This window comes from Aquitalea sp. ASV15 (genome assembly GCF_016429115.1).
Lineage (GTDB): Bacteria > Pseudomonadota > Gammaproteobacteria > Burkholderiales > Chromobacteriaceae > Aquitalea > Aquitalea magnusonii.
The window spans coordinates 13,122-32,584 of the sequence record NZ_JAELTZ010000016.1 but is presented as its reverse complement, the minus strand read 5'-3'; the positions used below and the strand labels follow the sequence as shown (position 1 = coordinate 32,584).

Annotated in this window: 19 protein-coding genes; 8 read left to right on the top strand and 11 right to left on the bottom strand. The window is 59.2% G+C overall.

Features of this window, described 5'->3' with window-relative positions; translation table 11 throughout:
• Positions 1-80: 80 nt before the first annotated feature.
• The 3 genes from JHD64_RS09220 to JHD64_RS09210 are packed head-to-tail and all read left to right on the top strand — an operon-like array spanning position 81 to position 2,213.
• Positions 81-845 (top strand): RNA methyltransferase, encoded by a 765-nt coding sequence (locus JHD64_RS09220; protein ID WP_059286625.1) that lies wholly within the window; start codon positions 81-83, stop codon positions 843-845.
• Entirely contained in the window at positions 823-1,758 is a 936-nt protein-coding gene (locus tag JHD64_RS09215) for a DUF1853 family protein (protein WP_199053056.1), read from the top strand. Before JHD64_RS09220 ends, JHD64_RS09215 begins: the two co-directional genes overlap by 23 nt.
• Positions 1,755-2,213 (top strand): flavodoxin family protein, encoded by a 459-nt coding sequence (locus JHD64_RS09210; RefSeq protein WP_199053055.1) that lies wholly within the window; start codon positions 1,755-1,757, stop codon positions 2,211-2,213. Before JHD64_RS09215 ends, JHD64_RS09210 begins: the two co-directional genes overlap by 4 nt.
• Before the next feature lie 133 nt (positions 2,214-2,346).
• On the opposite strand, the gene fnr is transcribed toward JHD64_RS09210, so the two are convergent.
• Positions 2,347-3,093: a fumarate/nitrate reduction transcriptional regulator Fnr gene (fnr, locus tag JHD64_RS09205; protein WP_059285224.1), complete on the bottom strand. Its 747-nt coding sequence runs from the start codon at positions 3,091-3,093 to the stop codon at positions 2,347-2,349.
• A gap of 112 nt (positions 3,094-3,205) precedes the next feature.
• Here fnr and hemN point away from each other — a divergent pair, with 112 nt between their 5' ends.
• On the top strand, positions 3,206-4,612 hold the full coding sequence (hemN, locus tag JHD64_RS09200) for an oxygen-independent coproporphyrinogen III oxidase (protein WP_199053054.1): 1,407 nt from the start codon (positions 3,206-3,208) through the stop codon (positions 4,610-4,612).
• A gap of 123 nt (positions 4,613-4,735) precedes the next feature.
• Here the strand turns inward: hemN and JHD64_RS09195 are convergent, their stop codons facing one another.
• The gene (locus JHD64_RS09195; RefSeq protein WP_059285226.1) at positions 4,736-5,206 is read right to left on the bottom strand and encodes an Rrf2 family transcriptional regulator; all 471 of its coding nucleotides are present in this window, start codon (positions 5,204-5,206) and stop codon (positions 4,736-4,738) included.
• 89 nt (positions 5,207-5,295) lie between these two features.
• Positions 5,296-6,519 carry an NO-inducible flavohemoprotein gene (hmpA, locus tag JHD64_RS09190; RefSeq protein WP_199053053.1) on the bottom strand — a complete coding sequence of 408 codons (1,224 nt, stop codon included), beginning with the start codon at positions 6,517-6,519 and terminating at the stop codon, positions 5,296-5,298.
• Between the two features lie 264 nt (positions 6,520-6,783).
• On the opposite strand from hmpA, the gene JHD64_RS09185 reads away from it, so the two are divergent.
• Entirely contained in the window at positions 6,784-8,739 is a 1,956-nt protein-coding gene (locus JHD64_RS09185; protein WP_199053052.1) for a methyl-accepting chemotaxis protein, read from the top strand.
• Here JHD64_RS09185 and JHD64_RS09180 read toward each other — a convergent pair whose 3' ends face one another.
• The 5 genes from JHD64_RS09180 to JHD64_RS09160 all read right to left on the bottom strand — a co-directional run bounded on the left by JHD64_RS09180 (position 8,740) and on the right by JHD64_RS09160 (position 15,220).
• Positions 8,740-9,018: a hypothetical protein gene (locus tag JHD64_RS09180; RefSeq protein ID WP_199053051.1), complete on the bottom strand. Its 279-nt coding sequence runs from the start codon at positions 9,016-9,018 to the stop codon at positions 8,740-8,742.
• A gap of 279 nt (positions 9,019-9,297) precedes the next feature.
• Complete coding sequence (betA, locus tag JHD64_RS09175; protein WP_199053050.1) at positions 9,298-11,013, bottom strand: choline dehydrogenase; 1,716 nt, start codon at positions 11,011-11,013, stop codon at positions 9,298-9,300.
• 200 nt (positions 11,014-11,213) lie between these two features.
• Positions 11,214-12,677 (bottom strand): betaine-aldehyde dehydrogenase, encoded by a 1,464-nt coding sequence (gene betB / locus JHD64_RS09170; RefSeq protein WP_199053049.1) that lies wholly within the window; start codon positions 12,675-12,677, stop codon positions 11,214-11,216.
• 265 nt (positions 12,678-12,942) lie between these two features.
• Positions 12,943-13,644 carry a hypothetical protein gene (locus JHD64_RS09165; RefSeq protein ID WP_199053048.1) on the bottom strand — a complete coding sequence of 234 codons (702 nt, stop codon included), beginning with the start codon at positions 13,642-13,644 and terminating at the stop codon, positions 12,943-12,945.
• 1,147 nt (positions 13,645-14,791) lie between these two features.
• Positions 14,792-15,220 carry a helix-turn-helix domain-containing protein gene (locus JHD64_RS09160; protein WP_199053047.1) on the bottom strand — a complete coding sequence of 143 codons (429 nt, stop codon included), beginning with the start codon at positions 15,218-15,220 and terminating at the stop codon, positions 14,792-14,794.
• Positions 15,221-15,377: 157 nt separating this feature from the next.
• Between JHD64_RS09160 and JHD64_RS09155 the strand changes: the two genes are divergently transcribed.
• The 3 genes from JHD64_RS09155 (at position 15,378) to JHD64_RS09145 (ending at position 17,310) form a co-directional block, all read left to right on the top strand.
• Positions 15,378-15,695: a hypothetical protein gene (locus JHD64_RS09155; protein ID WP_199053046.1), complete on the top strand. Its 318-nt coding sequence runs from the start codon at positions 15,378-15,380 to the stop codon at positions 15,693-15,695.
• Positions 15,696-15,725: 30 nt separating this feature from the next.
• Entirely contained in the window at positions 15,726-15,968 is a 243-nt protein-coding gene (locus tag JHD64_RS09150) for a hypothetical protein (protein ID WP_199053045.1), read from the top strand.
• A 187-nt stretch (positions 15,969-16,155) separates the two neighbouring features.
• Positions 16,156-17,310 carry a GTPase gene (locus JHD64_RS09145; RefSeq protein WP_199053044.1) on the top strand — a complete coding sequence of 385 codons (1,155 nt, stop codon included), beginning with the start codon at positions 16,156-16,158 and terminating at the stop codon, positions 17,308-17,310.
• Positions 17,311-17,927: 617 nt separating this feature from the next.
• Here the strand turns inward: JHD64_RS09145 and JHD64_RS09140 are convergent.
• The 3 genes from JHD64_RS09140 to JHD64_RS09130 form a co-directional block, all read right to left on the bottom strand.
• Positions 17,928-18,404, bottom strand: coding sequence for a peptidylprolyl isomerase (locus JHD64_RS09140; protein ID WP_059285238.1), 477 nt, complete (start codon positions 18,402-18,404; stop codon positions 17,928-17,930).
• Between the two features lie 158 nt (positions 18,405-18,562).
• Positions 18,563-18,994 carry a GFA family protein gene (locus tag JHD64_RS09135; protein ID WP_199053043.1) on the bottom strand — a complete coding sequence of 144 codons (432 nt, stop codon included), beginning with the start codon at positions 18,992-18,994 and terminating at the stop codon, positions 18,563-18,565.
• A gap of 63 nt (positions 18,995-19,057) precedes the next feature.
• Positions 19,058-19,432: a cytochrome c gene (locus tag JHD64_RS09130; protein ID WP_199053042.1), complete on the bottom strand. Its 375-nt coding sequence runs from the start codon at positions 19,430-19,432 to the stop codon at positions 19,058-19,060.
• Positions 19,433-19,463: the final 31 nt, after the last annotated feature.

Genomic DNA, 19,463 nt, shown 5'->3' with positions numbered 1-19,463 from the left:
ATCTGGGTTAAGGAACAAAAAAAGCCGACGCGAGTGCGCGGGCTTTTTGATATGCCCGCTATTTTAATGTGAAACCGCTGATGAATAAACCCCAAGTACCTGATTTTCTGAAAAACATTCGCATCGTGTTGGCCCGGCCCAACCATCCGGGCAATATCGGCTCGGCCGCACGCGCCATGAAAACCATGGGTCTGACCCGGCTGTACCTGGTGGAACCCAAGGTGTTTCCCAGCGATGAGGCCAATGCGCTGGCCTCCGGTGCGGTGGATGTGCTGGAGAGCGCCACCGTGGTGGCGAGCCTGGCGGAAGCGCTCAGCGACGTCACCGTGGCCTGCGCGCTGACCAGCCGCCGCCGCGAGCTGACCACCCCGCTGTCCACCCCGCGCGAAACCACGCCGGAACTGGTAGCCCGCGCCCGTGATGGCGAGCAGGTGGCGCTGGTATTCGGCAATGAAACCTTCGGCCTGTCCATCGAGGAAGTGGAGCAGTGCAACCGCCTGGTCACCATCCCCGGCAATCCGGATTACTTCTCGCTCAACCTGGCGATGGCGGTACAGGTGATGACCTACGAGCTGTTCAGCCATACCGGTGTTGACGTGGAATACCTGCGCCCGGAAAGCGAAACCGCCAGCCTGGGCGAGGTGGAAGGCTTCTGCCAGCATCTGGACCAGACCATGGAAGCCATCGGCTATTACCGCCGCCGCAACAGCGAACGGCTGATGCGCCGCATGCGCGCCCTGTTCAACCGGTCCGGCATGCTGCGCGATGAAGTCGACATCCTGCGTGGCCTGATGAAACAGATCCAGCGCGTGGCAGATGGCCATGAGCACGACGGCACGGCCTGAACGCAGCTTTCATCTGCCTTACACGCAGCCGGCGCTGCGTGATCTGGCTTTCCTGCTCACCTCGCCTGCGCCCTGGGAGAGTGGCAGCAATCTGTCACCCGCGCAGTTGCTGGGGGAGCAGGGAGAGGATCTGCTGCAAGCCTTGCAGCAGGATCCAGGCCCGCTTGAGCACTGGCTGGCGCAACAGCCATGCCAGCGGCTTGGCCATTATGCCGAGCGCCTGCTGGCTTTCTGGTTCCGGCTGGCGCCGCATATCGAACTGGTGGCGGCCAATGTGCCGGTGCGCGATGCCGCAGGCCGCACCATCGGCGAATTCGATTTTCTGATCCGGCTGCATGGCGTGCCGCTACATGTGGAAACCGCCAGCAAATTCTATCTGCAACTGGGGCATGGCGCGGACACGCTGGTCGGCCCCAGCCTGCGCGATGCCTGGGTGCTCAAGGCCGCCAAACTGCAGGAACAACTGCAACTGGCCAGCCACCCTGCCGCCGCCCGTGTCCTGCCGCCGGGCTTTGCCGGCTGTGCCAGCGCGGCACGCCTGGCCGGCTGGTTCTTCTACGCCGACCGGCCGGCCATCCCGGCCGCACCGCTGAGCGCAGATCAGCTGCAAGGCTGGCTCAGCCCGCTGCAGCAGCCCTGGCCAAGCACAAGCGCAGGATCGCGCTGGGTGTGGCTGTCACGGCTGGGTTGGCTGGCTCCGGCGCGGCTGGCGGAGGAGGGGGTGCGCGAGCAGGACAGCCTGCGCCAGGAACTGCTGCAGGCTGCGGTGCCGCAGCTGGTGGCCGAATTGCTGCCGGTGGGGGATGGCTGCTGGGAGGAAGTGGCGCGCGGCTTTGTGGTGCCGCCGGGCTGGCCGCAGCAGCAGCGGCTGCAGGATTTGCTGGCCAGCATAGACCGGACTCTCCACCGATGAAGCAACTGCTGATTGTGTATGCCAGCCAGACCGGCCACACCCTGCAACTGGTCGACGCCTTGTGTCAGCCCTTGTTGCCGCTGTGCGCGGAACTGCACATCCACCGCCTGCCCGCGGCTGAGGCCGGGCTGGATGACTTGCTGGCTGCAGATGCCATCGTGCTGGCTACGCCGGAGAACTTCGGTTATATGGCGGGGAACGTGAAGGATTTTTTTGATCGCACCTATTACCCGGCGCAGGGAAAGACCGAGGGGCTGCCCTATCTGATGCTGGTGTCGGCCGGCAATGACGGACTGGGCGCGCTACAGGCCATGCGGCGCATTGCCTGTGGCTATGGCTGGAAGGAGGTACTGCCGCCCTTGCTGGCGCAGGGTGAGGTTTTGCCGCAACACCGGGAGCGCGCCATGGAGTTGGGCGAGCTGCTGGCTGCAGGCATGCTGGTGGGGCGCTGGTAGGGCTGGGCGGGCGGCTAGGTCGCCCGGACTAGGTCTTCAGACGAATTGTCGGCCACGCCAGTACTGCGCACTATGCAAAAACACCGCAGGCTGCTGGCAAGCAGGGCTGCGGTGTGCCGGATGAGCGCTAGCGTCAGACGCCGTTGGCGTGGGTGCAGCCGGCGATCAGGTCCTTGAGGGCATCGGCCTTGATCAGCTGGATGTGCTTGTGATCGACACTCAGCCAGCCTTGCTGCTGGAACTTGGACAGCGTACGGCTGACGGTTTCCAGTTTCAGGCCGAGGAAACTGCCGATTTCCTCGCGGCTCATGCGCAGGATGAAATCATTGGCGGCAAAACCGCGGGTGGACAGGCGCTGCGACAGGTTCAGCAAGAAGGCGGCCAGGCGTTCTTCCGCCTTCATGTTGCCCAGCAGCAGCATGACGTTCTGGTCGCGCACGATTTCGCGGCTCATCAGCCGGAAAAAGTGGTGCTGCAGGCTGGGAATGTCGCGCCCCAGGCTTTCCATGCGGTTGAAGGGCAGTTCGCAGACTTCGCTGTCTTCCAGTGCAATGGCATCGCAGCCATGCACATTGGAAGAAATGCCATCCAGGCCCATCAGCTCGCCGGACATCAGAAAGCCGGTGACCTGCTCGCGACCGTCCTGGCTGGCGACGCTGGTTTTGAAGAAACCGGTACGCACCGCGAACAGGGACTTGAAGCCCTCGCCGCTGCGGAACAGGTATTCGCCGCGCTTGAGGCGGCGGCTCTGACGGATCACGGCGTCCAGCTGCGTCATTTCGTCGCGGTTCAGTCCGATGGGCAGACAGAGTTCGCGCAGGCTGCAGTTGGAGCAGGACACCTTCAGTGCGTGAATAGTGTGTTGGTTTTGGTCAGACATCGAGTGTTTTGTACAACCCTGTAAAGAAGCTTGACCCTTGTCAAAGCGGAATTCACACGTTTTCCGCAAATTTACCAGTCCACCTGACGTTTGACTATCAATACCCGACGACATGCACACCACCCATCCGTTTTCGCCCACCCACTGTGAGTTCGACCGAGCATTGATCGAACGTCTTGATGGCTCTGGCCCAAGATACACTTCTTACCCGACTGCCGACCGTTTTACCCCGGCCTTTGGGGAGAAAGACTATAAACACTGGCTGAAGCAACGCCACCTGGGCATGCATCAGAACGCAATATCATTGTACGTTCATATACCGTTCTGCAACACGGTATGTTACTACTGCGGCTGCAACAAGATCATTACCAAAGACAAAAGCCGCGCCGATCGCTATCTCGACTACCTGGAAAAAGAAATCAAGCTGGTGGCCGCCACACTGGGCTGCCGCGAAAAGCTGATCCAGCTGCATTTCGGTGGCGGTACCCCCACTTTCCTGTCCGATGAACAGCTGGACCGGCTGATGGGCATGCTGCGTACTCACTTCGATTTTTTGCCGGAGGGAGAATATTCCATTGAGATTGATCCGCGCAAGGTGGGGCGCGAGACCGTGCACCATCTGGCGCGTCTGGGCTTTAACCGCATGAGCGTGGGCATCCAGGATTTCGACCCGCAGGTGCAACAGGCGGTAAACCGCGTGCAGAGCGAGGCCGAGACGCTGGAAGTGATCGATGCCGCCCGCGAGGCCGGTTTCAAGTCGGTCAGTGTGGACCTGATCTACGGCCTGCCGCTGCAGACGCGGGAATCGCTGAAAGCCACGCTGGACAAGGTGATTGCCATTGGCCCGGACCGGCTGGCGCTGTACAACTATGCCCACCTGCCCACGGTGTTCATGCCGCAGCGGCGCATCAACGAGGCAGACCTGCCGGCGGCCAGCACCAAGCTGGACATCCTGCAGGACGCGGTAAAAAGCCTGGCGGATGCCGGCTATGTCTTCATCGGCATGGACCACTTTGCCAAGCCGGAAGATGACCTGGCCATCGCCCTGCGCCAGGCACGCCTGCAGCGCAATTTCCAGGGTTATTCCACCCATGCCGACTGCGACATGATCGGCCTTGGCGTGTCGTCCATCGGCAAGGTCGGCCCCTGTTACAGCCAGAATGAAAAAGACCTGGACAGCTATTACGCTGCACTGGACGAGGGACGTCTGCCGGTGATGCGTGGCATGGTGCTGGATCAGGATGACATCCTGCGCCGTGGCATCATCCAGGCGCTGATGTGTCGCTTCTCCTTGTCGGTGGAGGCCGTCGAGCAGGTGCACGGCATCAATTTCGCCGAATACTTTGCTGCCGAACTGCCGGCCATCCGCGAATATCACAAGCTGGGTCTGCTGACTTTTGACGGCGATTTCCTGATGGTCGAACCGAAAGGGCGCTTCCTGATTCGCAATATCGCCATGCTGTTTGACCGCCACCTGCGCGAGCGGGAAACCAAGGCACGCTATTCCAAGACCATCTGACCCCACGCTGATTGCTGTTTTTCCAAGGGGAAACCCTGAAAAAAAGCCTGAAAAAAAGCCCGCTGACCGCGGGCTTTTTGTTTGAAAAGTGATGGTTTTTTACAACAAATCACGCTGTCCGGCTCAGTCTGCCGCCGGGCTTTCCGGCGAGACGGGCTGATTTTGCTGGCGGTGCAGCCGAATAATCGCCTCTCCGGTGGGGCTGGCGACGATATCGCGCAGGGAATAACCATCCAGCACCGTGAAAAAGGCTTGCAGGCCGACGTCCAGCGCCGACTTGAGACGGCAATCCTGGCGCAAGGCGCAAGGGGGCGTGGCGCAGTCGATCAGCGCGGCATTGCCCTCCAGGGTGCGGATGATGCCGCCCAGCCGGTAATGCTCGGGCGGCTGCGCCAGCGCCAGCCCGCCACCCTTGCCACGGCTGTTGTTCAGCCAGCCTTGCTGTCCCATGAAATGCACCACCTTGACCAGATGGTTGCGCGATACGGCAAAGCGCTCGGCGATTTCGCTGATGGTGACGGCCTGTTCGCGATCGCGGTGGGTCAGATACATCAGCACGCGCAATGCCAGATCGGTGAAACGGTTCAGTTGCATGGGCAAAAAGGGTAAGGGCGGTGCCGCGCAGGATACTCCGCACGGCCCACCCTCACAATGCGCTGGGACAAAGCTGCTGCAAGGGGCAATCAGTCGCTGGCCATGGCATTGGAGCCGAATACTTCCATGTGGATGCGCGCGGCCTCGACCCCGGCCCCCCGCAACTGGCGCTGCTGCTGCTGCATGAAGCCTACCGGGCCGCACAGGTAGTAGTCGGCATCCGCCAGCAGGGCATGCTCGCGGATGGCCGCGGCATCGATGCGGCCGGCGCGCTGGTAGTCCTGGCCCAGCCGGTCCATGTCTTGCGGGCATTCATAAAACACCGTGCTGTTCAGCTGCGGGTGTTGCGCCGCCAGCTGGCCGACTTCCTGTTTCATGGCATGGACCCGGCCATGGCGGGCAGCGTGCAGGTAGCGGATAGGCCGCTGGCTGCCGCTGGCCAGCAGATGCTTGAGCATGGACAGCAGCGGGGTCTGGCCGACGCCGGCGCTGATCAGCACCACCGGAGTGTCCCGCTCCTGATGCAGCACGAAATCACCAAATGGCGGCGATACCTGCAGGATGTCGTTCTCTTGCAATGCCGTGTGTAATTGACCTGACACCTTGCCGGCCGGTGCCTCATCCCGCTCGTCCTCACGCTTCACCGAAATGCGCAGCCAGTCCTGGCCCGGTGCATCGGACAGGCTGTACTGGCGCGGTTGACTCAGGCCCCATTCCGGAATGAAGCGCTGTACCGACACATACTGGCCGGGCTGGAAGGCGGGCAGGGCGCCACCATCGGCCGCTTGCAGATAGAAGGAGGTGATTTCGCTGCTCTCCGGCTGTTTTTTCACCACCTTGAACGGTCGCCAGCCGCTCCAGCCACCAGGCTGGGTGGCGGCACGCTGGTACAGGCTGTTTTCCAGATTGATCAGCAGGTCGGCCAGTTGCTGATAGGCGGCGGCCCAGGCTTCCAGCAGGCTGTCCGGCGCGGCCTCTTCGCCCAGCACCTCGCGGATGGAGGCCAGCAGATGCTTGCCGACAATCGGGTAATGCTCGGCGCGTATGCCCAGGCTGGTGTGCTTGTGGGCTACCCGCTCCAGTACCGGCAACAGCACTTCCGGTGCATCGATGTGCTCGGCATAGGCGGCTACCGCCATGGCCAGGGCCTGCTGTTGCTGGCCGGCATGCTGGTGGCCCTGATTGAAGATGTTTTTCAGCTCCGGGTTGTGCTGGAACATGCGTTGGTAAAAATGGCTGGTCAGCAGCACGCCATGCTGCTTCAGGATGGGGGCAGTGGCTTTGACTTGCTGGCGGGTGGCGCTGTCTAACATGAGGGTTCCTTATGATGTAGAAAAAATGCATCTTTTCTGGCGAACTGCATGGTGCCGGACAGATTGTGTGGTGCTTAAAGATGTAAAAATAATACATCTTTAAGGGTGTGTTGTCATCAGCGCGCTGAAAAGTATGAGGTGGTGAATAATTTTGCTGAAAACCACGGCAGGATGCGGTGTGGCGAGATTTTACGCCTATAAATGAAGGACTTGCCCACCCTACAAAAGATACAGGGCAAGGCCAATATTCCAGAGGAGTTGTCCATGTTCCGTCTTGTCGCGCGCTGGATGCAGCGCTTGAGTTACCCCACGCGCTTTGCGGTGATAGGGGCTGTTTTTGCCATCGCACTGTTTTATCTCACTTATGGTCTGTATCGCAGCAACCAGGACAATGTCGATTTCTCCAGCAAGGAAGTGGTCGGCGTGCAGTATCTGCAGCCGGCGATGAGCTTGTTGCTGGCCTTGGAGCAGGAACAGGCGCAGCGGGCCGCCGCCGACAAGGGCGCTGTGTCGTCCGCGCTGGAGGCGCAATGGAGCACGCTGCAGCAGACGCATCAGGCGCTCAATGGCCAGCTGGGGCTGGACAAGGGCTGGACTGCGCTGGACGGCGCGTGGCAAAAGCTGAAAGGCACACCGGGGCTGGCGAACTACCAGGCCGTGGCAGACAGCTTGCTGGATCTGATCGGCCTGGCCAGCGATCAGTCCAACCTGACGCTGGACCCGGACATCGATACTTTTTATCTGATGGATGCCGTGACCGTGCAGTGGCCCAACTGGCTGAATCGCAGCACCCAGGCCAATGCCCTGTTGCTGCAGGCCAAGGGGCAGCCACTGGTCGGCACCGCGCGTGATCAGGCGGTTGGCCTGGCACCACTGATCAGTGACAGCCTGCAAAACCTGCAACATGACCTGGCCAAGGCGGTGGCCTATAACGCCACGGTCAAGGCCAGCCTTGCCGGCAGCGACGAGAAGCTGGCGGCGCAGTCTGCCGTGAATGCCGCTGCACTGGACAAGGCGATTGCCGGACAGGCCGTGGCAGGCAGTGGCTTGCCGGCCGCCACGCTGGATGTGGCCACGCATTTCCAGCAGGCCACCCTGCAGCAATTGGGCAGCCTGCTGGAGGCGCGCATCGCCCGCATCCAGTGGCAGCGCGATGTCTATCTGGCTTGCGCCGCCTTTGCCTTCCTGTTGTCTACTTATCTGTTCATTGCCCTGTATCTGTCGATTACCGCCCAGCTGGGAGGGGAGCCGTTTTATGTGCAGAGCGTGGTGGAACAGATTGCCACTGGCCGGCTGGATACGCGTATCGATCTGCAAGACAAGGACGAAGCCAGCCTGCTGGCGGCCATCCGCCAGATGCGCAACCAGTTGCGCGAAACCGTGCAGCAACTGGTGGAAACATCACGCCAACTGGATGGCGCGGCCCACGATGTGGCGGATGGCGCCAGCCAGGTGGCCAGGAGCAGTGACCGCCAATCCGAGGCAGCCTCCAGCATGGCAGCGGCGGTGGAGGAGCTGAGCACCAGCCTGGCGGTGAGCGCCGAGCGTTCGGTCGAAGCGCATGAGCTGTCGTGTAGCGCGGTGGAGCAGTCTGGCACCGGTGCCGCGGTCATCCAGGGGGCGGGGCGTAGCATGGACAGCATCGTGCGCGAAATCTCCACCGTGTCGGACACCATCCAGGTGCTGAGCAAGCAGTCCGAATCCATCGTCGGCATTGTCGATGTGATTCGCGATGTGGCCGACCAGACCAATCTGCTGGCACTCAATGCCGCCATCGAGGCCGCGCGTGCCGGTGAGCAGGGCCGTGGTTTTGCCGTGGTGGCCGATGAGGTACGCAAGCTGGCCGAGCGCACTGCGCAGTCCACCACGGAAATTGGCGGCATCGTGCAGCAGATCCAGGGCACGGCACGTCATGCTGCCGGCAATATGACCGTGGGCATGCAAACCGTGCAAAGCGGCCAGCAACATGCCAGCGATGCTGGCGCGGCCATCATCACCATCCAGCAGCAGATCGACCAGCTGCAGCTGGTGGTGGCGGATATCCAGAACTCCCTGAGCGAGCAGAGCCATACCAGCCAGGTGCTGGCTAAAAATGTGGAACAGGTGGCGCAGATGTCGGAAGAGAACAGCCGGGCAATGAAGGTGACTGCGGAGACGGTGGATCAGTTGAAAAACCTGTCGGAAGACCTCAGCGTGCTGGCCGGGCGTTTTACCGTGTGATCAGAAGCCGGGGTAACAAGGCAAAGGCCGCTGGGAAGCGGCCTTTGTCATGGTGGGGTGGCAGGAAAAACTGCCCGGTGTGTCGTCCTCGCTGCGGGACTCGACAGCCAGGGTTGCCGGGGATGGGTCGAGCCAGTCCAGCTCATCCAGCTCGGCCAGCATGGCCAGCATGGCCTGACGGGCGTTCTGGCGTTGGCCGGAGCGGCTGCTGCGGTGGGCGCCGCCCTTTTTCAGCAAGGGCGAGCAGGCGTAGGGATTACGCGGTTTCAGGGTGTGCATTTTCAATCTCCATGAAGACGGCTGCAATGCAGCCGCTAAACCCCTTCTCGCTTTCATTTAAGAAAGCGAGGCCCCCTTACAGGGTAAGGGCGGGGGGATAGGGAATAGATGGAAAGGCTGCGGAATCAGTCACTTCATCGAAAGGCCCGGCTTTGCCGGGTCCGGTGAAATCGTACCAAATTACTTTGTCAGCAGCCTGAACAGCTGCCATGCAGCCGCTGTCTGGCATTGTAGAAAGTGCGGCGGCGCAGTCAAGCGCCGCCTTGGCTTTTCACCACATCAATGTGCGGCAGGCACGCTGGCCGTCGGCCAGGGAAAGTCCGCCGTGCCCATCAGCCGTACCGGCTGCGTGCCTGCGGTGAAATAGGAGGCTTGCGAGCGTGGCAATGGCGTGCGGCCGCGAATGGCATCGGCCAGCTTTTCCGCCATCATGATCACCGGCGCATTAAGGTTGCCGGTGGTGACGCGCGGCATGATGGAGGCATCCACCACGCGCAAGCCCTCCACGCCGTGTACCAGTCCGTCCTTGTCCACTACTGCCATGTCGTCGTAGCCCATCTTGCAGGTACAGGACGGGTGTAGCGCGGTTTCGGCATGTTCGCGCACGAAGGCGTCGATTTCGGCATCGCTCTGAATCTTCATCCCCGGCTTGATTTCCTCGCCACGGAATTCGTCAAACGCCTGCTGGGCGATGATTTCCCGCGTCAGCCGCACCCCTGCGCGGAACTCCTGCCAGTCCACCGCATGCGCCATGTAATTGAACTGCAGCAAGGGTTTGACGCGCGGGTCGCGGCTGGCCAGCCGCACAAAACCGGTGCTGGGCGAGCGCATGGAGCCGACGTGGCACTGGAAGCCGTGTGCCTTTACCGGATTGCTGCCGTCGTAATTCATGGCCAGCGGGATAAAGTGGTATTGCAGATTGGGCCAGGCAAATTCGCTGCTGCTGCGGATGAAACCACCGGCTTCAAAGTGGTTGGTGGCGCCCAGGCCGGTGCCGTTGAGATACCACTCCACGCCGATGGGCGGCTTGTTCCACCACTGCAGCGCCGGGTAGATGGAAACCGGTTTGGTGCAATGGTATTGCAGATACATTTCCAGATGGTCTTGCAGGTTCTCGCCCACACCGGGCAGGTGTACCACGCTGCTGATGCCGTGTTGTTTGAGCTGGTCGGCATGGCCCACGCCGGAGCGTTGCAATAGCTGCGGGCTGGCAATGGCACCGTTGCAGACAATCACCTCGCGCCGCGCCTCGGCCTGTTGCAGGCTGCCGCCTTGCAGATAGCTCACCCCCACGGCGCGGTTGCCGGCAAAGCGGATCTGGTCGGCCAAGGCGCGGGTTTTCACCGTCAGGTTGGCGCGGCTGCGCGCCTGGTCCAGATAGGCCAGCGAGGTACTGCAACGGCGGCCGGATGGTGTGGTGGTGCGGTCCATCGGCCCGAAGCCTTCCTGGCGGTAGCCATTGAGGTCGTCGGTGCGCGGGTAACCGGCCTGCTCGCCGGCAGCGATAAAGGCATGGTAGAGCGGGTTGTTGTCTGGCCGTGGGGTGGTGACATGCAGCGGGCCGTCGCCGCCGTGGAAGTCATTGGCGCCCTTGTCGTAGCTTTCCGCCTTGCGGAAATAGGGCAGGCAGTCCAGATAACTCCAGTTTTCCAGCCCGCTGTTTTCCGCCCAGCCGTCAAAGTCCAGCGCATTGCCGCGGATATACACCATGCCGTTGATCAAGGACGAACCACCCAGCCCCATGCCCCGGCCCTGGGTCATGATGCGGTTGCCCATGTGGGGTTCCGGCAGCGTGGTATAGGCCCAGTTATAGGTGGTGCCTTGCAGCGGGTAGGCCAGCGCCGCCGGCATCTGGGTGCGCCAGTCCAGCCGCCAGTCCGGGCCACCGGCTTCCAGCAGCAGCACGCTGACATCGGCATCTTCGGTGAGGCGGGCAGCCAGCACACAACCGGCGGAACCGGCCCCGACGATGATGTAATCGAACTGTTGCGACATGGGTACTCCTTGCGACGGATGGTTCAGGCCAGACAAGGGCAGGCCGTGCGGTCTGCCCTTGTCGTGTGGAGAACAGGGTGAGCCATGGGGGCGGCAGACAAAATAAGGCAGAGCCCCTGGTGCAAGGCGCGCCGACGCAGGCAGTACAAGCAGTACGGCAAGGCGGCGCAACGCTGCAACAGGCGTTCTGCTGGCAGCACTCAGGCGTAAGGACTGGCCACCCCGGTCAGCTCCACATACACGCTCTTGCGCTGGGTGTAGCAGTCGATGGCAGTGAGGCTGTTTTCATAGCCCAGGCCGGATTCCTTATAGCCACCAAACGGCATTTCAATCGGCGTGATGTTGTAGTTGTTGATCCAGCACACCCCGGCTTGCAGCTTGGCCACCACGCGGTGGGCGCGTGCCAGGTCGCGGGTGAACACCCCCGCCGCCAGCCCCAGCCGGCTGGCATTGGCGCGCTGGATCACTTCGGCCTCGTCGTCGAATACCAGCACCGACATCACCGGGCCAAAGATTTCCTCGCTGACAATGCGCATGTCGTCGCGGCACTGGTCGAAAATGGTGGGGGCGATGAACCAGCCTGCTTCGCAACCGGGCACGATCACGCGCTGGCCACCGGCCGCCAGTACCGCGCCTTCGCTCTGGCCGATGTCGATGTACTTGAGCACGCTTTGCGCATGGCTGGGCGATACCTGCGCGCCCACCTGGGTGTCCGGGTGCATCGGGTCGCCAATCTTCAACAGTGCGGTGCGCTCCTTCAGACGCTGCATGAAGGCGGCGTGAATGCTGCGCGCCACAAACACGCGGGTGCCGTTGGTGCAGATTTCGCCCTGGGTGTAGAAGTTGGCCAGCATGGCGGCGGACACCGCCTGTTCGAGGTCGGCATCGTCAAAGATGATCAGCGGCGACTTGCCGCCCAGCTCCATGGTGACGCGCTTGAGCGTGCCGGCGGCGTCTTTCATGATGGCCTTGCCGGTGTCCACCGAACCGGTGATCGACACCTTGGCCACGCGCTCGTCGGCAATCAACTGCCGTGCCACGGACGAGCTGCCCTGGATCACGTTGAACACCCCATCCGGCACGCCTGCTTCGCTGTAGATTTCCGCCAGCAGGGCCGCGCTCATCGGCGTCATGCCGGAGGGCTTGTAAATCATGGCATTGCCACAGGCCAGCGCCGGGGCGGATTTCCAGCAGGCAATCTGGATGGGGTAGTTCCACGCGCCAATGCCCAGGCACACGCCCAAGGGCTCGCGCCGGGTATAGGCAAACGCACCCTTGAGCGGGAAATGCTCGCCGTGAATACCAGCGGCCATGCCGGCAAAGTATTCGATGCAATCGGCACCGGACAGCACATCCACCGCCTCGGCTTCCTGAATCGGCTTGCCGTTGTCGCGCACTTCCAGCTCGGCCAGCTCGCGATTGCGCGCCCGCAGAATGCCCACCGCCTTGTTCATGATGCGGCCACGCTCGGCCCCGGTCATTTCGCTCCACACGGCAAAACCGGCTTCGGCGCTCTGAATGGCCTGCTCGGCCTCGGCCGCACCAGCCTGCTGCACCTTGCATAGCAGTTCGCCATTGGCCGGGTTGAAGTTGTCGGCCAGCGGCAGGGCCGGATTATCGATATAACGACCGCCGATATAGCTTTTCAGGATGCCATCTTGCACGTTGTCTTCCTTAGTGTTCTGGGTAGGCGATTGCCGATGATGGCACTGATTTAGCCATCAGGCAGGGAAGCTTGCGTGTCAAAAGCCGACACGGGGGCGGATTGTGGCGACATGCAGCCGCCTGTGCACAGGTGGCATCGATGATGGATGGATAGGGCGAGCGCGGTCAATGCGCAGCCAGGCAGCGCGTGGCGCGGCGGCGGCCCGACCCGGCGGATGCTGCCGCAGCCATTGCCTGATGGCCTGGCATCGCGTGGTGACAGTCTCAGGTGATCTTGGCTTGCCCGGCTGGTGCCGCCTCCACCCGCCACGCCTGCTTTTCCATGCGTTTTGCCAATTGCTGGTAGCAGGCGCTGGCCAGTCGCAGCAGCTCGGCGTTATTGCAGGCCAGGCCGTCCGGTCCGGCAATACGCTGTGCCAGTGCCTCCAGCGGCGTGGCCTGGCTGTCGAGCGCCACCACACGGCCATGTGCATGGCGGCGCGGGTGGCTGGCGGTGTAGTTGAGGGTCAGCAGCCAGTGGCTGTATTGCCAGCCAGCCCCCTGCTGCAGTACTGCTTGCAGCACCGCATGGCTGATTTGCTGCCCGGCCTCGGCGGCCATGGCCAGCGCCTGTTCCCAGCGTGGGGCATCCGGTGGCCGTTGTTGCAGGGCGGGTAGCACTTGCCGTTCCAGCCATAGGCGCAGCTGGCGGGCGGCGGGGCGCTTGCTGAGGCGCAGTGCGCGTTGCAGGGCGGGGGCTGGCCAGCCGCATTGCGGGCTGTCGTGTTGCGACAGGGTGAGGGCGCAGCTGGGGGATTCGGCCAGTTGCTGTTGCAGGAATTGGCCTAGCCGGGGTGGGGAGAGGGCGAGGATGTCGTCGGCCAGCAGGCAGCAGTGGCCGTGGTGTTGCAGCACCCGCAGGGGTTTGCCTTGGTAGTACAGCGTCAGGGGTGGGGCCTGGGGGATGTTGGGGTCGGGATGCGTCATGGTGCTGCCCTCCGTTGAACAATGAAGGCTGCCACGCACGCATGCAAACGCGGGTGGCAGGCCAAAGCGGGGTTGGCGAACCGGAAGAATCACCACAGAACCGGCAGACCGTATAGGTCTCCCCGCCTGGCCTGCCATTGGAGGGGGCAGACGCAAGCAGAAAAAGCCGCTTTGACACGGCTTTCCCGGTAATTCTTATCAGGTCGCCAAACCTGGCTGCGTTTGTAAACGCAACGGGACAAGGCTAATCAGCAGCACCGGGGACAGCAAGGGTAGAGGGGGCGGGAAACACTGGCAAGAGGTGCAGGTAAGGGGCTGGCAGCGGCTGCTGCGGAGGATGGTTTAAGGGCCGCTTCCGCGCGGCGGACCGGGAGACGGGTTTGCTTGCGACGTAAATATCGCCAGGGGACGAGAGCGGTGATTTGCTTTTGTTGTTGGTTTTTGTCTTGGTTTTATGTTGTTGAAAACAGGCTTTGCATCCGCTCACGCGGATGATTTTTTGTCTTGCCGCTTCCGCGCGGCGGACGGGAAAGAGGGCTTGTGTGGCCAAGCCCTCCTTCACCTCCAAGGCCACCCCACAAGCATGGCCTGCGGCTGCCCGCCGGGACCTGACCGCGGCGAGGCGCGCCTGAACTCGCGATTTGCTAACGTCAAATCGCTCAGACAGGGCAGGCGCTTAAGACCTCGCCCCGGCCACCCGTCGGCATGCTTGACGGGGCCCGTGGGCACGTTGGTGCGGTAGGAAAGGCCGGGAGAGATGGGTGACTTCGTATGCCAAAGCCAAAATATGAAGGATGGACTTCTGCTTTCGACCCTGAGCAGCCATCTCAGATGTGTCCACAGAATTACCGGAGATCGGCCAAGCCGGTCTTCCTTCTCGTCAATCCTTAGCTTCAGCTCAATGCTACATACCAGCCATTTGGGGTCATTTTTAGCGCAAAAATCTGACTCGTGTTGCCACCCTTTTCTTAAACTCGTCGATCAAGGTGACCACGTCTAGGTCAGCTGAGAGCTCATCAACTCCAAGGAAGGTCCCTGGAAATTCATCGGACTGGGAGTGTTCAAATCTTGAATTAGTCATCATTATCTCAACGGTTGTGCAGTCTCCTGGGCTAGATATTCATTCAGTTAGTTAACCACCATCGGGCTATGGTTTGTTCTTGTCATTGAACAACCGCTCTATATACGGCATAACGCCCATGACAGCCGCACCAGCTACAGCCCCAAGGCCAAGCAGCGAGGTATTAGTGATCAGGTTGCGTGCTGTAATCCAACTTTCGGCATCCTTCTTGATCTCCTCTTCTGATGGTGTATCCAGCACAACTTCATAGCCTTGTAACGTCAGACTTTTTACCCGGTCATCCACCACTTTGAATAACTGCCAGGGCTCAAAGCGGAAGGCTTTGGACGCCTTGAGGATATTTTCCAGTGTGCAGGCGCGGCCTAGCTCCAGCCTGGCCCACGTGGATTGCGTCATGCCCGCCACGTTGGCAGCCACTTGCTGGCTCACCTCGCGCAGCTCCCTTTCTTCCGCAATCACGGCACCAACTACAGATGAGTAGGTAATCTTTTTCACGGGGTACTCCTGTTATTGCCTTGAAATGATCTTACAGGGTTGCTAGCCAAAAAACAATCAATAACCCACTTGACGGGTTATTATCCGCAGAGTAATCTTTGGGTCATTCAATGACTATGTTGTACGACAAATAATTAACCTTTAGGGATAAGATACGATGAAACAACTTGTGGATATCGCAACCAGCAAGGCACTGATGCACTGGATGCAAAGTCAGTTTGAACAGTACGTGGAAGTGAAATCGGTAAAGCTGGATAGCCGGGCGGCCAGCTGTGTCGTGAGCTTTAGGCCTCATGGAGAAAGCGAGCAGGTAGACCTGACCATTGCGCCTTACGCATTGGTGAAGAATGAACAGGGCTATCAGTTCAAGGCAGAAGGGGTGCAGTGCTCCCGGATATGGTTGGAGCGTCTGATGAGCAACTATCTGGTCGGGAAGGAATACCCGGTACCCGTCATCCTGGCCAGGTTGATCTGATCCCCCTTGCTACAAGACCCGGGAGCAGCCATGAAATTGATACTGATTTTATTTTTGCTGATAGTGTTGCTGATTATCGGATTCAGCATTGTTGCCGCAGTGATTGCCTGGTTGGTGTTGAAGTGGGTTTGTATTGTGGCATTTGTTGCAGGTTTTACTTTATTGGTCCTGACAACAGGTAATTTTGAACTAAGTTTTTTTGTAGGAGTTGCTTCAGCACTAGCTGCATTATTCTTAGTATTTAAAAACAATGATAGAGCTAAAGAGCCTTAATGTGTTACTTTTTAGCATGTAAATATGCCACTTTTCTTTTCAGTTGAGTAATAAATGATGTGTTGTCTCCGTGATTTTACCATTTACTTCTAGTGGAGATCTAAGTGAGATTGATTTGTGTTGTTGTGCATTAATGTTTTTAAAGTAAAATTATGTTTCTTTTTAAGAAAAACTTGAAGGGTGAAAAATGAATAATGCTGAAATGTTAGAAGAAATTTTCAAAGTAATTGGCAAGATTCCTGACGTCGCAAAAAACAGTGATACGTTCAAGGAATTAGCCAAAAATCTGCAAGAGTTAAAGCAGATTCTTATTGAAAAGCGTGCACCGCGATTGGCAGTTGTTGGTCGACGTGGCGCAGGGAAAAGCTCTCTGTTTAATGCCCTTGTTGATGAAAAAATTCTTTTAGAAGGTGAGTTGGATACTACAAAAGAATGCCTCTGGCAAGAGTATAAGTTGCAAAATGGTGGCACAATTGATTGGATGGATACCCCGGGGCTTGGCGCTGAGCAATTCAAAATAGAGCGTCTGAAAATGCTTCAGGATCAATTTATTGAAAAACGTCCTGATATTGTCATTTTTATTCACAAGGCATCAGAAGTTGACTCAGAAATTGATGCAACTCTTGATGATTTGAGAAAAATCATGGAATGTACCGTGGTGAATGGTGAGGCTTCAAAAATGCTGGTAGTACTAAATCAGGTTGATGCACTCCCATCACCAAAAGACATTGAGCCTCCTTATGCATTAACAAAGCGAGAAAAAATTTCTGCTTTGACAGAAAAAATGATGGATCATTTGAACAGAAAATCAATTATATTTGAAAAAACAATCCCTGTGGCATCGTATTTTGATGAAGAATGTGATTTGCGCTTCAATATGGGTGTGCTTGCCATCGAGATTAGCAGAATCGTTCCAACCGAAGCCATGCTTGAAGCGTCTGCCAGTTTAAAATATAAGCAGTTGAGGGAAGAGGTTGCTAATAAAATTATAAATATATTTTCTCTAGCTGCTGCAGCTATAGCGGCTCTTCCTATGCCGGTTGCTGACATCGTTCCTCTTACTGCATTGCAAGCGCTAATGGTTTCTACAATTGGCTATCTCGGAGGAAAAAAACTTTCGGAGCTGGATCTTAAAGAGTTTTTTGTTTCGCTTGGTTTGTTGGTAGGTGTTGCTACCACGGCTAGGCAGCTTGCAAAAATACTTTTCCCTGTCCTTGGTGAAGGTATTTCTGCTGCGGTGGCGGGGGCTACGACTAAAGGCATTGGTGCGGCCGCTGTGTCTTATTTTATCAATGGGGAATCTATGGATGTTGCGAAAAAGAAATTCAAAAAACTCAGTTAACATAAATTCTCTAAATTGAGAATACTAAGATACAAGTAGGGAGTGTGTCCGGAATTTGGTGCAAACCAGCCGTTACGTACTCCCTTATTGAGGGGGAACTTCGGCCGAGCTTGAGACCTTGGCCTCATATCTCGGGAATGGGGGCTCCTGGCCGATAGCAGTCATGCTAACACATTGACATAATTGCTTGGCCTGAGTCCGGCCCCCACCTCATCACTTTTCACGACCGCAAGCATCACCCAACGAAAACCATTCCCCTCAGCGCAAGCCGACGCAGACGGGCCGCCCCTGTCCGCACACACCTGCCCGCTATCTCTGCCGTCCATACCGGCGCAGCAAAGGTCCGCGCGGCGGGGGCGTTGTCCTTTCCTTTGATGCTGCTGTTGATGGATAGGGCCGGATGGTAATCCCTGCCTGCGGCTGATGATTTGCATGCCGCTGCGGGGCGGTGGATGGCAAGGCGGGGAGTGTCGGTGCGGTGGGAAATCGACGGATTGCCGCGTGGTGGCCGGCTATGCGGCATTGAGTTCAGTCTACGCACTATCCTGTCTGTCACGGCGCTGCATAAACAAAGCCCTCCGCAACGGGAGGGCTTTGACAGTCAGACAAGGGGAGGATCAGTGCTGATGGCCGTGCTCGCCATGGACATGCTGGTGGGCAATTTCCTCGGCGGTGGCTGCCCGCACATTCAGCACGGTGATGGCAAAGCGCAGGGTCTTGCCGCACAGCGGGTGGTTGCCGTCCAGCAAGACGGTGGGGCCCTTGATTTTGGTGACAAAGTAGTAGCGCGGCTGGCCATCCGGGCCAAGGCGCTGGATCTGGCCGCCTACCTTGATGCCGGGCGGGAACTCGGCCTTGGGCATGGTGGTGACCAGGGCTTCGTCGCGTTCGCCAAAGCAGTCCTCACTGGCCAGTTCCAGCGTGGTCTGAAAGCCGGCTTCCTGGCCTTCCAGTGCGGCTTCCAGCTTGGCGAACAGATTGTCGTAATCGCCATGCAGGTAGGAGACGGGGTGCTTGCCATCGTCGTAAACCTGGCCTTGGCGGTCGGTCACTTTCATGCGCAGGGTGACGGCGCTGTCTTGGGTGATTTTCATGGTGGGCAATGGCTAATCAATGGGGCTGGGAAGGTTGGCAGTTCGGCGCCGGGGTGTCAACCTGCAGGCCGGTCGGCCTGTGCCACGGTGGTGGATGGATGCGCTGCCCTGATGGCTGGATACACCTGGTTCATTCCGCCAAGTTAATCTCGCCTGATTCAGGCGGCTGAGGCGCAGATCCGGACGTCCGGAAACCACAGCGCGCTCCAGCGGGCGGTTTTCTCGCTGCCTGCCAATAGCCTGGGCGACACGGATACCGGTATGCCCAGCGCTGCGGTCTGTTGCAGTGCTGCACAATTCACCGTGCCATACCGGCGGTTGCCGTCCTGATACAACACGCCAATCAACACTCCGCAGCGGCTACACAGCAGGAAGTCTGCCAGCTGGCTGCCGTGCCGGTATTTCACCATGAAGTCTGCATCGCGCACCTCCAGCTGCATGCTGCCATGCGGGTCGGAGAGATAGGATGCGCCATGCTTGCGACAAAAATCGCAATCACATGCCCTGGGTGCATAGCGGTCAGGCGACTGTGTCAACGCAATGGCAATGTGGATGTTGCCGCAATGGCAGGCTCCGGTCAGTGTATGCATGGTCTTCTCCATCAGGCATGGTGCTGGATTATCTGCCGCTGGCAGATCGGCAAGCCTGTCTGGTCACTTGCCGATGATGCTGCGCATGTAGTCATTGACATCACGCAAGTCCTGCACCGTCCAGTGATGGGGTGCCAGCTTGATGCCATTGTCCCTGAGGGTTTTCGGGATCAGATCGCCATTGGGGCGCAGGATGATGGATGAAACAATCACACCGGGATAGTCCGTGAGGCGTTTTTTGAAAGCTGCCGTGGTCAGGTCCGGGGTGGGTGGGCTGCTTTTGGCCGCCAATGGCCCGCGGCCATTGGCCTGCGCGCCATGGCAGATGGCACAGCGGCTCTGGTAAAGGTTTTTCCCGTTACTGATGTCGGCGTATGCCGCTGCGCTCAGCAAGAGCAGCATGGCGGATAAAGCAAGCAGGCTGATTTTTGTCGGCATGGTTTACCACTCCTGGCGTTGTGGCTGGCAG